The following is a 13,202-nucleotide window of genomic DNA, read 5'->3' on the forward strand; positions in this document are numbered from 1 at the left end:
TATACGCCGGGCTGCAGTAGGATAGCGCCTTCATGGCCCTGTCACCCCAATGGTTAGACGAATTGCGCATGCGGACCACGCTGTCCGCGGTGATCGGTCGCACCCTGCGGTTGACCAAGGCCGGGCGCGAATTCAAGGCCTGCTGCCCGTTCCACAACGAAAAGACGCCGAGCTTCTACGTCAATGACGAGAAGGGCTTCTACCACTGCTTCGGCTGCGAAGCGCATGGCGATGCGATCCGCTGGCTGACCGACCAGCGCGGCCTCCCGTTCATGGACGCGGTGAAGGAACTGGCGGCCGAAGCGGGCATGGAAGTCCCCGCCCCCGATCCGCGCGCCGCCCAGCGCGCGGAAAAGCGCGCCAGCCTGCACGATGTGACCGCCGCGGCGCAGGCCTGGTTCGAAGGCAATCTGCGCGGTGCCGACGGGTCGCAGCCACGCGCCTATCTGTCCCGCCGCGGGTTTTCGGACGCCACGATCCGCGAATTCGGCTTCGGCTATGCCCCGGGCGACCGGCAGGCGCTCAAGCGCGCGCTTGGACAGTTCGATGAAACCATGCTGAGCGAAGCCGGCATGCGGATCGAGGTCGAAGGCAAGGATCCCTACGACCGCTTCCGCAACCGGCTGATGCTGCCGATCCACGATGCACGCGGCCGGGTCATTGCCTTTGGCGGCCGCATTCTCGACAGTGAGGCCAACCCCAGCGCCCCGAAATATCTCAACAGTCCCGACACGCCGTTGTTCGACAAGGGCCGCACGCTCTACAATCTGCACCGCGCCGCCCCCGCCGCGCGGCAAAGCGGGCGGATGATCGTCGTCGAGGGCTATATGGATGCGATCGCGCTGGCCAACGCGGGCATCCGCGAGGCGGTCGCCCCGCTGGGGACCGCGCTGACCGAGAACCAGATCGAATTGCTGTGGCGGCAGGTCGAGCGCCCGATCCTGTGTTTCGATGGCGACAATGCCGGACAGCGCGCCGCAATGCGCGCCATAGCGCGGGCGCTGCCCATGCTGCGCCCGGCGCATTCGCTGGCTATCGTGCGCCTGCCCGCGGGGATGGATCCCGACGACCTGATCAAGGACAAGGGCCACGAGGCGATGGAAGCGCTGCTGGCGCAGCCCGACAGCCTGCTCGACACGCTGTGGGAATTCGAACGCGCGGCCTCGCCCCTCAATTCGCCCGAAGACAAGGCCGGGCTGAAGGCGAGGCTGCTCGACCATGTCGACAGCATCCAGCACCCCGATATCCGCGCGCTGTACAAGCGGGAATTGCTCGAGCGCTTTTCCGCCTTCGCCTTTCCGCCGCGCCCCCCGCGCGAAGCGCGGCCGCGGGGAGACTGGAAGAAGTCCGGCTTCAAACCGGCAGCCCCGACGCTGGCACCCGAGGCGCGCGAGCGGCTGATCCGCGCGATGCAGGGCGGCGCACGCGACGCGTTGACCCGGGCGGTGATCGCCGGTCTGGTGCGTTTTCCCGACCAGATCATGCGCCATGAAGACACGCTTTCGGAACTGGCGCGGCGTGATCCAAATGTCGGCCCCGCCATCGATTCGCTGCTTGAAGCTGCCGAGGCGCTTGATTTGTCCGCGCAATCGACCATATCGCTTGAAACAGGCCTACCCGCCCCACCGGAAAAAACCTTGTTCGCCTTCCTCGATGAAGGCACCGACCCGGATGATGCGCGCGAGGATCTGGCCGAAGCCGTGTCGTTGCTGGTCGAAAGGCCGGCGCTGGAATCCGCCCTTTCGGCGGCTACAGCGCGGTTCGAACGCGATCCTGAAGGCTCCATCGCCGAACAGGCCCGATTGCGCGAGCGGTTGTTGGCCCTTAACGAGCGGTTGAAGCGTTTTGGTCGCAGGAAGGCTGCAGCGGCCGACGAATCGGAATCATGATCCCCACGGGTGCGCGGCCCAAGGGCAAGACAAGACTGGACTGAATTACCTCATGGCCACCAAGTCGAAGACCAAGGACGACGGCGACGCTCCCCTGATCGATCTCAACGAGGCATCGGTCAAGAAGCTAATCACCAAGGCAAAGCGCAAGGGTTACGTCACTTACGACGAGCTCAACGATGCGCTGCCCCAGGGCGAGATGAGTTCGGACCAGATCGAGGATATCCAGTCCGCGCTGTCCGATATGGGCGTGCAGATCGTCGAAAGCGACGAGGAAGCCGAGGCCGCTGCCGAGGAAGCCGACGAAGTCGAAGAACTGGCGGCCAGCGCCAAGAAGGACACCAAGACCGCGGCAAAGCCCGCAGTCAAGAAGGCTGCCACCGGCGAACGCACTGACGATCCGGTGCGCATGTATCTGCGCGAAATGGGCGCGGTCGAGCTGCTGAGCCGCGAGGGCGAAATCGCCATTGCCAAGCGGATCGAGGCGGGCCGGGACATGATGATCATGGGCCTGTGCCAGAGCCCGATCACTTTCCACGCTATTATCCAGTGGTCCGAAGCGCTCAATGCCGAGGAAATGCAGCTGCGCGAGATTCTCGATCTCGATGCCATGCTGTCGAAGGAACCCCCGCCCGAGAAGATGGCGGAGGAAGAGGAAGACGATGACGGCGAGATCTCGGAAGAGACCGCCGGTCCGACCATCCGTGACGACGACGATGACGATTCGGACGAGGAAGGCGAAGACGGCGAGGAAGGTTCGTCCAAGCGCGACGACGAAGAGGAAGAGGACAACACCATGTCCCTTGCTCAGATGGAAGCCGCGCTGAAGCCCGACGCAATCGAACGCTTTGCCCGGATCACCGACTTGTTCGGCAAGTTCGAAAAGCTCCAGAACGAGCGCGTCGATCTGATGGCCCGCGGCGAGACCTTCACCGCGGCCAAGGAAAAGAAGTACGAGGCGCTGTCCGAGCAGCTGACCGCGGAAGTCGAAAGCGTGCAGTTCCACGCGACCAAGATCGAATTCCTGGTCGACAATCTCTATGCCTTCAACCGCCGGCTGACCGCGCTGGGCGGCCAGATGCTGCGTCTGGCTGAGCGTCACAAGGTCAAGCGGGTCGATTTCCTCGATGCCTATATCGGCAATGAGCTCGACGATGCGTGGCTCAAGGAGCGCGCCAAGAAGGACAAGAAGTGGGCCGCCTTCGCCGAGAAGGAAGCCGACGCGGTCGAGCGTATCCGGACCGAGATTTCCGATATCGCCAGCCAGACCGGCATGGCGCTGGAAGAATTCCGGCGCATCGTGACCAAGGTCCAGAAGGGTGAACGCGAAGCGCGGATCGCCAAGCGCGAAATGGTCGAGGCGAACCTGCGCCTCGTGATCTCGATCGCCAAGAAATACACCAACCGCGGCCTGCAGTTCCTCGACCTGATCCAGGAAGGCAACATCGGCCTGATGAAAGCGGTCGACAAATTCGAATACCGCCGCGGCTACAAGTTCAGCACCTACGCCACCTGGTGGATCCGTCAGGCGATCACCCGCTCGATTGCCGACCAGGCGCGTACGATCCGAATTCCGGTGCACATGATCGAAACGATCAACAAGCTGGTGCGCTGCAGCCGCCAGTTCCTGCACGATCAGGGCCGCGAACCGACACCCGAAGAGATGGCCGAGAAACTCTCGATGCCGCTCGAGAAGGTGCGCAAGGTGATGAAGATCGCCAAGGAACCGATCAGCCTCGAGACGCCGATCGGCGACGAGGAAGATTCGCATCTCGGCGATTTCATCGAGGACAAGAACGCGATCATCCCCGTCGATGCAGCGATTCAGGCGAACCTCAAGGAAACCGTGACCCGGGTTCTGGCCAGCCTGACCCCGCGCGAAGAACGTGTGCTGCGCATGCGGTTCGGTATCGGCATGAACACCGATCATACGCTCGAGGAGGTCGGCCAGCAGTTCTCGGTTACCCGTGAACGTATCCGGCAGATCGAGGCGAAGGCGCTCCGCAAACTGAAGCACCCGAGCCGCAGCCGCAAGATGCGCTCGTTCCTCGACCAGTAAGCACACGCGCGGCCAGCGGCTGCGCTTGTGCCTCATAGTGCCTCGAACAAATATTTCCGACAGGCGGGAACCGCATGGCGCCCTATGCTTTCAGGCGCAATGAGGGGAAAAACAAATGGGGCCACGGTCGGGGGATCGACCGACGCTCGAAAGATGCCGATGTCGGACGGGTCCATTGATTTCAGGCGGGTGCTCGAGCACTCTCCCAACCCCTATCTGCTGCTCGATGCCGATTTGCACATTAGCTGGGCCAATCATGCGTATCTCGCAGCCGTAGGCCGCGAATTGGACGATATTGCGGGCAGCCACGTGTTCGACGCCTTTCCCGGCGCGGGCGAAAGCCATCACCTTATCGAATCGTCTTTCGAGCGCGTGCTAGAGACGGGCGAACCTGACGAGATCGCCCATCTCAAATACGATATTCCCAACGCCTCGGGCGGTATGGACGCGCACATCTGGAGCACGACCCAGGTGCCGATCCTCGACGACAGCGGGGCGGTCCGATACATCCTCCAGCACCCGGTTCAGATCACCAAGATCGAGCAGCGCGACACGGCGAGCGTGGTCCGCCGCGCCGAAGCGGTCGAACAGCGTTGGCGCGGCGCAACGAAGGAGCTCGAGCGATTGCGCGCCTTGCTGGAACAAGCGCCCGGCTTCGTCGCCGTGCTCGCCGGGCCGGAACATCGTTTCGTCATGTCGAATGCAGCCTATCGCCGGCTGATCGGCGAGCGCGACCTCGACGGAAAGAGCGTGGCAGAAGCCCTGCCCGAGATCGCCGAACAGGGCTTCGTTGACATCCTCGACAAGGTCATGGAGACCGGCGAACCCTATTTCGGGCGCCGGGAAAAGGTCATGCTCAAAAGCGGCGAGCATGACGAGTTGCGCGAACGGCATCTTGAATTCATTTTCCAGCCCATCAGCGGCCCGGATCGCTTCGACGGGGTTCTGGTCCAAGGGTATGACGTGACCGAGGAAGTGCTGGCTGAAGACAGCCAGCGCATCCTGATCAACGAACTCAACCACCGCGTGAAGAACACGCTGGCCGTCGTCCAGGGGCTGGCCCAGCAGTCGTTCAAAGGGGACAAGCAGAACCCCCAACTCGATATCTTTGTCGAGCGGCTCGCCGCGCTGGCCAGTGCGCACAGCCTGCTGACCGAGCGGCGCTGGGAATCCGCCGACCTCAGAACGATCGTGCGCGGCGCGCTCGAGGCGACGGCCGGGACCCAGCAATCGCGCTACACGCTCGACGGGCCGGACATCAGGCTGGAACCGCAACCCGCCGTTGCGCTGTCGATGGTCATCCACGAACTGTCGACCAACGCCGTGAAATACGGTGCCTTTTCCACCGACGATGGCTCGGTCGACATTCAATGGTCGTTCGAAGCCGGGGAAGATGGCGGCACGCTGATACTCGACTGGCGCGAGAGCGGCGGTCCTTCAGTCGCCACGCCGGATCGCACGGGTTTCGGTTCGCGACTCATCCAGCGCGGGCTGGGAACACCGGGTAGCCGGACGGCGATCGAATATCTGCCGGACGGGCTGCATTGCCGGCTCGAGGGCAAACTATGCCTCTGAGTGGCAAACGGATTCTCGTCGTCGAAGACGAACCCATTATCGCGTTTGCGCTCGAGGACATGCTGCTCGAGGACGGCGCCGATGTGGTCGCCGTCGGTTCGCTCGAGGAAGGTCTCGACCAGGCCGAAGCAGGGGTGTTCGATTTCGCCATTCTCGATATCAACCTGCATGGCGAGAAAAGCTACCCAATCGCCTTCCGGCTGGGGAGCAAGGGCGTACGATTCGTCTTCGCCAGCGGCTATGGCGATGCCGAACATCCCGAAGAACTGGCGCATGTCACCACGCTGACGAAACCCTATGTCCTCGCCGACATCCGCAATATCGCAGTGGGCGGCTGACGGGCCGGAGCTGAGCGTGGGCAAACCGCCACAAGGAGGTGGCGAGCGGCACCGGAAACGACTATGGGGCTGCGCATGCGTATTGCCATTGCTTCCGACCACGCCGCTTTCGATCTAAAAGCCGATTTGCGCGACTGGTTGATCGAACAGGGTCACGAGGTCGCCGATCTCGGCCCGGATACCGCCGACAGCGTCGATTACCCCGACTACGGGTACAAGCTGGCCGCGGTTGTCGCCGATGGGACCGCAGATCGCGGCGTTGCCCTGTGCGGCAGCGGGCTTGGCATCTCGATGAGCATCAATCGCCATCCCGCCATCCGCTGCGCGCTGGTTTCCGAACCGTTGTCCGCTTCGCTGGCGCGGGAACACAACGATGCCAACTGCATCGCGATGGGCGCCCGCCTCGTCGGCAGCGACATGGCCAAGGCGTGCCTGTCCGCCTTCCTCGAAACCGATTTCGCCGGCGGCCGCCACCAGCGCCGCATCGACAAGCTATCCAACCCGGACATCTGATCTATGGCTACCCAGGCACAAGACACCGCGCGCGACCCTATGGACCGTTTCTGGCACGATACGCTGGCGGAAGCAGACCCCGAGATCCACAATGCGATCCGCAATGAACTGGCGCGTCAGCAGGACAAGATCGAGCTGATCGCCAGCGAGAATATCGCCTCCACCGCGGTTCTCGAAGCCACGGGCAGCGTGTTCACCAACAAATATGCCGAAGGCTATCCGGGCAAGCGCTATTACGGCGGCTGCGATTATGCCGACGTCATCGAAACGCTGGCGATCGAGCGCGCGAAGCAGTTGTTCGGGTGCAATTTCGCCAACGTCCAGCCCAATTCGGGCAGCCAGATGAACCAGGCGGTTTTCCTCGCGCTGCTGCAGCCGGGCGATACCTTCATGGGTCTCGACCTCAATTCGGGTGGTCACCTCACGCATGGATCGCCGGTCAACATGAGCGGCAAGTGGTTCAACCCCGTCAGCTACGGCGTGCGCCAGGATAACGAGCTGATCGACATGGACGAAGTGATGGCGCTGGCGAAGGAGCACAAGCCCAAGCTCATTATCGCCGGTGGCACCGCCTATTCGCGTAGCTGGGACTGGGAAGCCTTCCGCAAGGTGGCCGACGAGGTCGGGGCCTACCTGATGGTCGACATGAGCCACATCTCCGGGCTCGTCGCGGGCGGCGCGCATGCCAACCCCTTCCCCCATGCCCACGTCGTCACCAGCACCACTCACAAATCCCTCCGCGGGCCGCGTTCGGGCGTGATCCTGTGGAACGACGAGGAACTCACCAAGCCGTTCAACATGGCGGTGTTCCCGGGCATGCAGGGCGGCCCGCTGATGCATGTCGTGGCTGCCAAGGCAGTCGCCTTCGGCGAAGCGCTGCGCCCGGACTTCAAGGATTACGCCGCGCGCGTGGTCGAAAATGCCCGCGCTCTGGCCGAAGCCATCGAAGCCAATGGCCTGCGCGTCGTGTCGGGCGGGACGGACAACCATTCGATGCTGGTCGATCTTACGGCCAAGGACGTGACCGGTAAGGCCGCCGAAACCGGTCTCGATCGCGCATGGCTGACCTGTAACAAGAACGGCATTCCCTACGACACGCGCAGCCCCTTTGTGACCAGCGGCATCCGCCTCGGCACTCCGGCAGGGACCACGCGGGGCTTCGGCCCTGAGGAATTCCGGACGATCGGCGCGCTGATCTGCGAGGTGGTGGATGGAATGTCGCGCAATGGCCCCGAAGGCGATGGGCAGGTGGAAGACAAGGTGCGCGGCAAGGTGGCCGAATTGTGCGCTGCCTTCCCCGTCTATCCCGGCCGCTGAGGAGAAAAGCGATGGACGACCAGAATCCCAAGCACCAGGATCACGAACTGCTTTCCGACGCGAAGCACGAAGTGAAGGACATGGCGAGCAAGGGCCTCGACCACCCTTCGACGAAACCCGTGCTGACCGGTGCTGCCGTGGGCGCAATCGCAGGGGGCCTGCTGCCCGTCGTGACCTGGCCGATCGGGCTCGTCGCGGGCGCGGGATACATGCTCTACAAGCGTATCCGACCGTAAATGCGGTGCCCTTTCTGCGCGCATGACGACAGCCAGGTAAAGGACAGTCGTCCGACCGAGGATTCGACCTCGATCCGGCGGCGCCGGCAATGTTCGAGCTGCGGCGCGCGCTTTACCACCTTCGAACGGGTCCAGCTGCGCGAAGTCACCGTGGTCAAGTCGGGCGACCGCCGCCAGCCCTTCGAACGCAGCAAGCTCGAACAGTCGATCGCGCTCGCCTGCCGCAAGCGCGACGTTCCGCAGGAACGCATCGACCAGCTGGTCAGCGGGATCCAGCGCCAAGTCGAAACCGCGGGCGAGGCCGAAATAGCCTCGCAGCGTATCGGCGAAATGGTCATGGACGGGCTCCGCGGGCTCGACAGCGTCGCCTATATCCGCTTCGCCTCGGTCTATCGCGACTTCAGCGAAGCGCGCGATTTCGAGGAATTTGCCAGTACGGTACAGGAAGCGGCCGCCAATGAACGCGGCTGACACGCACAAACCCGTCGTTGTGCTGGTTCGTCCGCAGCTGGGCGAGAACATCGGCAAGGCAGCCCGCGCGATGCTCAATTTCGGGCTGACCGAGATGCGACTGGTCGAACCGCGCGATGGCTGGCCCAACCCTTCGGCGGGTCCGGCAGCGGCCGGGGCCGATGTCGTGCTCGACCGGGCACAGGTCTTTGCGACCACTGCGGAGGCGGTGGCCGATTGCGCGCATGTCTACGCCACTACGGTGCGCAAGCGCGGAGTGACCAAGCCGGTCGTCACGCCCGAGGAAGCAAGCCAGGAAATGGCCGCCGCTCAGGGACGCAGTGCAATCCTGTTCGGACCAGAACGCTCGGGCCTGGAAACCGAGGACGTCGCGCTTGCGCGGGCGATCCTGACGGTGCCGATCAATCCGGAATTCGGATCGCTCAATCTGGCGCAGGCGGTAATCCTGTGCGCTTATGAATGGTCGAAGCACGAGCAACTGGTGCAGCCCACGCAGGAAGAGCTGCTCCCCCCTGCACCTCAAGAAGAGCTCGACGGGCTGATCGCGCATCTGGAAACCATGCTCGAACCCAAGGGCTATTTCCTGCCCGCGGCGCGCGCGGAAGCCACCCGGCGGACCTTGCGCGGAGTGCTTACCAAGCCCGGCTGGAACCATCTCGAGGTGCGGACGCTGCGCGGTGTCCTGTCGTCGCTAGGGCGCGGACCTAAGCCCTGATCCGGTCCCATTCGGCCAGTTCGTAGTCGATCGACGTCTCGACCAGCATTTCCCAGATCTGCGCAATCGGCTCTGCCGGCAGCGAGCGGTCCTGCGCATCGCGGCGCGCATTGTCGATGACCGCGCGCTTGCGTGCTTCGTCGCGCACGATCGCCCGATCGGGCTTGATCCGCGCGGCCGCCCGCATGTAGCCGAACCGCCGGTCGAGCAATTCCATCAGCTCGCGGTCGGTGGCATCGACGCCGGCGCGTACATCACGCATGTCGGCGCAATTTTCAGGCAGCTTGAAATCGTCGTTCATGGCAATGCGCCCTGCACCGCCTGCCGGTGCTTGTCGAGCGCCTATCTTCGTGCTTGACGAACCGCGCCATATTGCTACTAGCGCGCCTTCGCGAATTGGCTCCGCACCCCGGTGAAGCGGTAGCCGCGTCGAACTCCTGAGCGTGTCGAAGGAACGACGGTGCGATGCCGGGTTGAATGGCCGTCAACGGGATGGCCCAGCAAATTGAAGGAAAGACTATGACGAAGCGCACCCGCGCCAAGTACAAGCTCGACCGCCGGATGGGTGAAAACATCTGGGGTCGCCCGAACAGCCCCGTCAACAAGCGCTCCTACGGTCCGGGCCAGCATGGCCAGCGCCGCAAGAGCAAGACGAGCGACTTCGGTCTCCAGCTGCGCGCCAAGCAGAAGCTCAAGGGCTATTACGGCGACGTGACCGAGAAGCAGTTCAAGCGCACCTACATGGAAGCGTCGCGGATCAAGGGCGACACCGGTCAGAACCTGATCGGCCTGCTCGAACAGCGCCTCGACATGGTCGTTTATCGCGCCAAGTTCGCACCGACCATCTTCGCTGCGCGCCAGATCGTGAGCCACGGCCATATCTATCTCAACGGTGTGAAGACCAACGTCGCCTCGGCGCGCGTCAAGGTCGGCGACGTCGTTTCGCTGGGCAAGAAGGCGCAGGAAATGGCGCTGGTCATCGAAGCGCAGAGCCTGCCCGAGCGTGACATTCCCGACTACGTCAGCCCCGATGGCAACGACAAGGTGACCTTCACCCGCGTGCCCAAGCTCGACGAAGTGCCCTACCCGGTCACGATGGAACCGAACCTCGTGGTCGAGTTCTACTCGCGCTAAGCCCAAGCGGCAGCGACACAGCAAAAGGGCGGTCCCTCACGGGACCGCCTTTTTTGTTGTCCGGTCAGTATCGGCTGGCAAACCGAAGCGACAGCCACACCATGACGAGGATCGTCAGCGTGATCAGGCCGCCCCAGAACCAGTAGGGCAGGAACAAAGCGTCGGCGATGAGGCCGGTGTCGGATCGCGCGGACATGCCGCCGACCGTGCCGCCCGGGCTGAACAAATAGCCAAGGTCCTGATAGACGCTCACCACGCCTTGTACCCCGAGGAATTCCGCCGTGATCCGCTGCCATTTGGCACTGCCGCGTAACGCGATGTACCCGGCTGCTGCAGCGAACAGCGGAAGCACCACCCATCCGGCGACCGAGCGCACCCACACCGCCGTCGAGATCGCGAGCGCCGATGCGAGAACCAGCAGCGCCAGCTGCGTGGCCCGCCGCGAGCGTGATGCGACGATCAACAGGCAGCCCGCGACACTGGGACCCAGCAGCCCTGCCGCCGCAATGGCCGCCTGCCCGAGGTGGCCGATGCTGCCGGAGAACTCGGCAAAGCCCGAGCCATTGGCGAAGATCACGAGGCGATGGAATTCAGCGCCGAGCGCAATCGCGCTCAGCCCGTGCGCCATTTCGTGAAACCAGGTGGCCAGCAACGTGAACGGCATCAGCGCAAGCGTTCCGAAGCCGGTCTGCCAGGCAAGGATCGTCAGCCCGGCAAAGGCGAGAATATAGCTCTGTTCGCGCGGCATTGCCTTGCGATTGGGGGAAAGCCCCCATCTCGCGGGAGCAGCGGAACCGGCGCGGCCTTTTCTCATACCGGCACGGTATCGCCGGTTCGTCTCACTGCAAGTAGTCGCGGCGGAAATCGCGCGCGAACTGGGCGAACCGCGCTTCCGCGATCGCATCGCGCATCGCCTGCATCAGCTGCTGGTAAAAGGCGATATTGTGCTCGGTCATCAGCATCGCGCCGAGGATTTCCTGTGATTTCACCAGATGGTGCAGGTATGCGCGCGAGTAGGTCCCGCAGGTATCGCAGGTGCAGCGGCTGTCGAGCGGTTCCTCGTCTTCGGCAAAACGCGCATTGCGCAGGTTGATCGGGCCGTTCCAGGTAAACGCCTGTCCGTTGCGCCCGGACCGGCTGGGCAGCACGCAGTCGAACATGTCCACCCCGCGGTCCACCGCACCGACGAGGTCGTCGGGCTTGCCGACCCCCATCAGATAGCGGGGCCGGTCGGCGGGCAATTGGCCGGGTGCGAAGTCAAGTGTGGCGAACATCGCTTCCTGGCCTTCGCCGACCGCCAGCCCGCCTATGGCATAGCCGTCGAAACCGATATCGGTGAGCTTGTCCGCGCTTATGCGGCGCAATTCCTCGTCCAGCGCGCCCTGCTGGATACCGAACAATGCGGATCGCTCCGCGTGTTCGCCGCCCGCATCGAACCCATCGCGGCTGCGCCGGGCCCAGCGCATGCTCATTTCCATGCTCGCGGCGATTTCGTCGCGCGGCCGATCGGCGCGCGGGCATTCGTCGAACGCCATCACGATGTCGCTGCCCAGCATGCGCTGGATTTCCATGCTGCGTTCGGGCGTAAGCATGTGCTTGGAACCGTCGATGTGGCTGCGGAATTCGACCCCCTTCTCGGTGAGCTTGCGCAGTTCGGACAGGCTCATCACCTGGTAGCCGCCACTGTCGGTCAGGATGGGCCGTTGCCAGTTCATGAACTTGTGCAGGCCGCCAAGCCTCGCCATCCGCTCGGCGCCGGGTCGCAGCATGAGGTGGTAGGTGTTGCCGAGGATTATGTCGGCTCCTGTCTTGCGGACGGTTTCGGGCTTCATCGCCTTGACTGTCGCTGCAGTACCGACCGGCATGAAGGCAGGCGTGCGAATGGTGCCGCGCTGCATGGCGATGCGCCCGGTGCGCGCAGCCCCGTCGGTCGCGTCGATGGTGAATGCGAAACGTTCGCTCATGGTCAGAAGCCGTAGATGAGAGTGGCACGGGTCAGCGTGTCGGTGCCTTCCGACCCCGCTGGCGGATTGCTGTCGTACTCGACCTTGTAGGAAAGGCGCGAACGCAGACGGTTGCTCACGCGAAAATCGAGACCGGTCACCAGATTGATCGTGGTGTTCGCGCCATCGAAAATCAACGTTGCCTCGCCTCCCGTTTCCGCCAGTGCCTCGACATCCTGGGTCAGCTTGAGACGGTCCAGCATCTGCCAGTCGAAATCGAGCCCGACGAGTCCCGCGAGCCGATCCGCGCTGGTCCCGTCTGTAAAATCCGTTACCCGGTAGGCAGGGCCTGCCTTGAGTGAGAGCTTGAGCTTCGGATTATCGATAACGCGATAACCGAAACCACCCGACACCGAATAGCGCGAAGAGAAGCCCTGGATCCGGTCGCGTTCGTATTGCGCCAGGCCATAGGCGAAGATGTTCTCGTCGAACTGCCAGCGCGGTTCGTAGGATGCGGCGAACTGTTCGCGGCTGGTCGATCCGTTCTGCCGCTGGTAGTCCGCGCGCAATCTGATCGAATGGGTCCAGTCGATGCCCTCGCGATCAAGGCGCAACGCGGCCGCCACCCCGACCGACTCGGTGTTGCCGCTCGACTGGAAAGCCCCCAGTTCGCCCTCGCCGCTCCAGCGGTCGAACATCCCGGCGTTGATCAGCGCGGTTTGCTCCGCCTCGGCCTCGGCCGCGCGGCGCGCAGCCAGGGTGATCTTCCACTGGTCGTTAATCGCATCGATCGTGCTGCGTTCTTCGGGCCATGTGCTGCGCGCGAGACCGATCACCGTGGCGACCTTCCTTTCGTCGCCGCTGGCTATGGCTGCATCGATCATCGCGCGTGCGCCTTCGGGAAGCTCAGCTTGCGCGGCAGTCGCAGCACAACCCAGCAGGGCGGAAAAGATCAACGGGGCGAAGCGCATCGGGTGCGCCTAGCGCCTTGTTTTGCGCCTCGCCACCCTTC

General features: G+C 63.6%; 14 protein-coding genes. 10 read left to right on the forward strand and 4 right to left on the reverse strand.

Annotated features, from left to right (window positions below):
* The first annotated feature begins 32 nt into the window (after positions 1-32).
* From dnaG to GRI55_RS08980, 9 genes are all read left to right on the forward strand, one after another.
* Complete coding sequence (gene dnaG / locus GRI55_RS08940) at positions 33-1,889, forward strand: DNA primase (RefSeq protein WP_160766886.1); 1,857 nt, start codon at positions 33-35, stop codon at positions 1,887-1,889.
* Between the two features lie 52 nt (positions 1,890-1,941).
* Positions 1,942-3,948 carry an RNA polymerase sigma factor RpoD gene (rpoD, locus tag GRI55_RS08945; RefSeq protein ID WP_050600620.1) on the forward strand — a complete coding sequence of 669 codons (2,007 nt, stop codon included), beginning with the start codon at positions 1,942-1,944 and terminating at the stop codon, positions 3,946-3,948.
* Positions 3,949-4,107: 159 nt separating this feature from the next.
* On the forward strand, positions 4,108-5,523 hold the full coding sequence (locus GRI55_RS08950) for a sensor histidine kinase (protein ID WP_237452460.1): 1,416 nt from the start codon (positions 4,108-4,110) through the stop codon (positions 5,521-5,523).
* Positions 5,514-5,861, forward strand: a complete 348-nt coding sequence (locus tag GRI55_RS08955; RefSeq protein ID WP_063512472.1) for a response regulator — start codon at positions 5,514-5,516, stop codon at positions 5,859-5,861. Before GRI55_RS08950 ends, GRI55_RS08955 begins: the two co-directional genes overlap by 10 nt.
* A gap of 75 nt (positions 5,862-5,936) precedes the next feature.
* Positions 5,937-6,374 (forward strand): ribose 5-phosphate isomerase B, encoded by a 438-nt coding sequence (rpiB, locus tag GRI55_RS08960; protein WP_063512474.1) that lies wholly within the window; start codon positions 5,937-5,939, stop codon positions 6,372-6,374.
* 3 nt (positions 6,375-6,377) lie between these two features.
* A complete protein-coding gene (gene glyA / locus GRI55_RS08965) occupies positions 6,378-7,691 on the forward strand; it encodes a serine hydroxymethyltransferase (RefSeq protein ID WP_160766888.1) in 1,314 nt (437 codons plus the stop codon).
* A gap of 11 nt (positions 7,692-7,702) precedes the next feature.
* Positions 7,703-7,927 carry a hypothetical protein gene (locus GRI55_RS08970; protein WP_160766889.1) on the forward strand — a complete coding sequence of 75 codons (225 nt, stop codon included), beginning with the start codon at positions 7,703-7,705 and terminating at the stop codon, positions 7,925-7,927.
* Positions 7,928-8,398, forward strand: coding sequence for a transcriptional regulator NrdR (nrdR, locus tag GRI55_RS08975; RefSeq protein ID WP_050600624.1), 471 nt, complete (start codon positions 7,928-7,930; stop codon positions 8,396-8,398). It abuts the gene before it with no gap.
* Positions 8,385-9,113, forward strand: a complete 729-nt coding sequence (locus GRI55_RS08980) for an RNA methyltransferase (RefSeq protein ID WP_050600625.1) — start codon at positions 8,385-8,387, stop codon at positions 9,111-9,113. Before nrdR ends, GRI55_RS08980 begins: the two co-directional genes overlap by 14 nt.
* Here the strand turns inward: GRI55_RS08980 and GRI55_RS08985 are convergent.
* Positions 9,103-9,414, reverse strand: coding sequence for a chorismate mutase (locus tag GRI55_RS08985; protein ID WP_160766890.1), 312 nt, complete (start codon positions 9,412-9,414; stop codon positions 9,103-9,105). The genes GRI55_RS08980 and GRI55_RS08985 overlap by 11 nt on opposite strands.
* 218 nt (positions 9,415-9,632) lie before the next feature.
* On the opposite strand from GRI55_RS08985, the gene rpsD reads away from it, so the two are divergent.
* Positions 9,633-10,247, forward strand: a complete 615-nt coding sequence (rpsD, locus tag GRI55_RS08990) for a 30S ribosomal protein S4 (RefSeq protein WP_050600719.1) — start codon at positions 9,633-9,635, stop codon at positions 10,245-10,247.
* A 64-nt stretch (positions 10,248-10,311) separates the two neighbouring features.
* Here the strand turns inward: rpsD and GRI55_RS08995 are convergent, their stop codons facing one another.
* The 3 genes from GRI55_RS08995 to GRI55_RS09005 all read right to left on the reverse strand — a co-directional run bounded on the left by GRI55_RS08995 (position 10,312) and on the right by GRI55_RS09005 (position 13,161).
* Positions 10,312-10,995 carry a M50 family metallopeptidase gene (locus GRI55_RS08995; RefSeq protein ID WP_063505838.1) on the reverse strand — a complete coding sequence of 228 codons (684 nt, stop codon included), beginning with the start codon at positions 10,993-10,995 and terminating at the stop codon, positions 10,312-10,314.
* 91 nt (positions 10,996-11,086) lie between these two features.
* Positions 11,087-12,211, reverse strand: a complete 1,125-nt coding sequence (gene tgt, locus GRI55_RS09000) for a tRNA guanosine(34) transglycosylase Tgt (protein ID WP_160766891.1) — start codon at positions 12,209-12,211, stop codon at positions 11,087-11,089.
* Positions 12,212-12,213: 2 nt separating this feature from the next.
* On the reverse strand, positions 12,214-13,161 hold the full coding sequence (locus GRI55_RS09005; RefSeq protein ID WP_050600629.1) for a DUF481 domain-containing protein: 948 nt from the start codon (positions 13,159-13,161) through the stop codon (positions 12,214-12,216).
* Positions 13,162-13,202 lie beyond the last annotated feature (41 nt).

It is taken from the genome of Qipengyuania citrea (assembly GCF_009828015.1).
Lineage (GTDB): Bacteria > Pseudomonadota > Alphaproteobacteria > Sphingomonadales > Sphingomonadaceae > Qipengyuania > Qipengyuania citrea.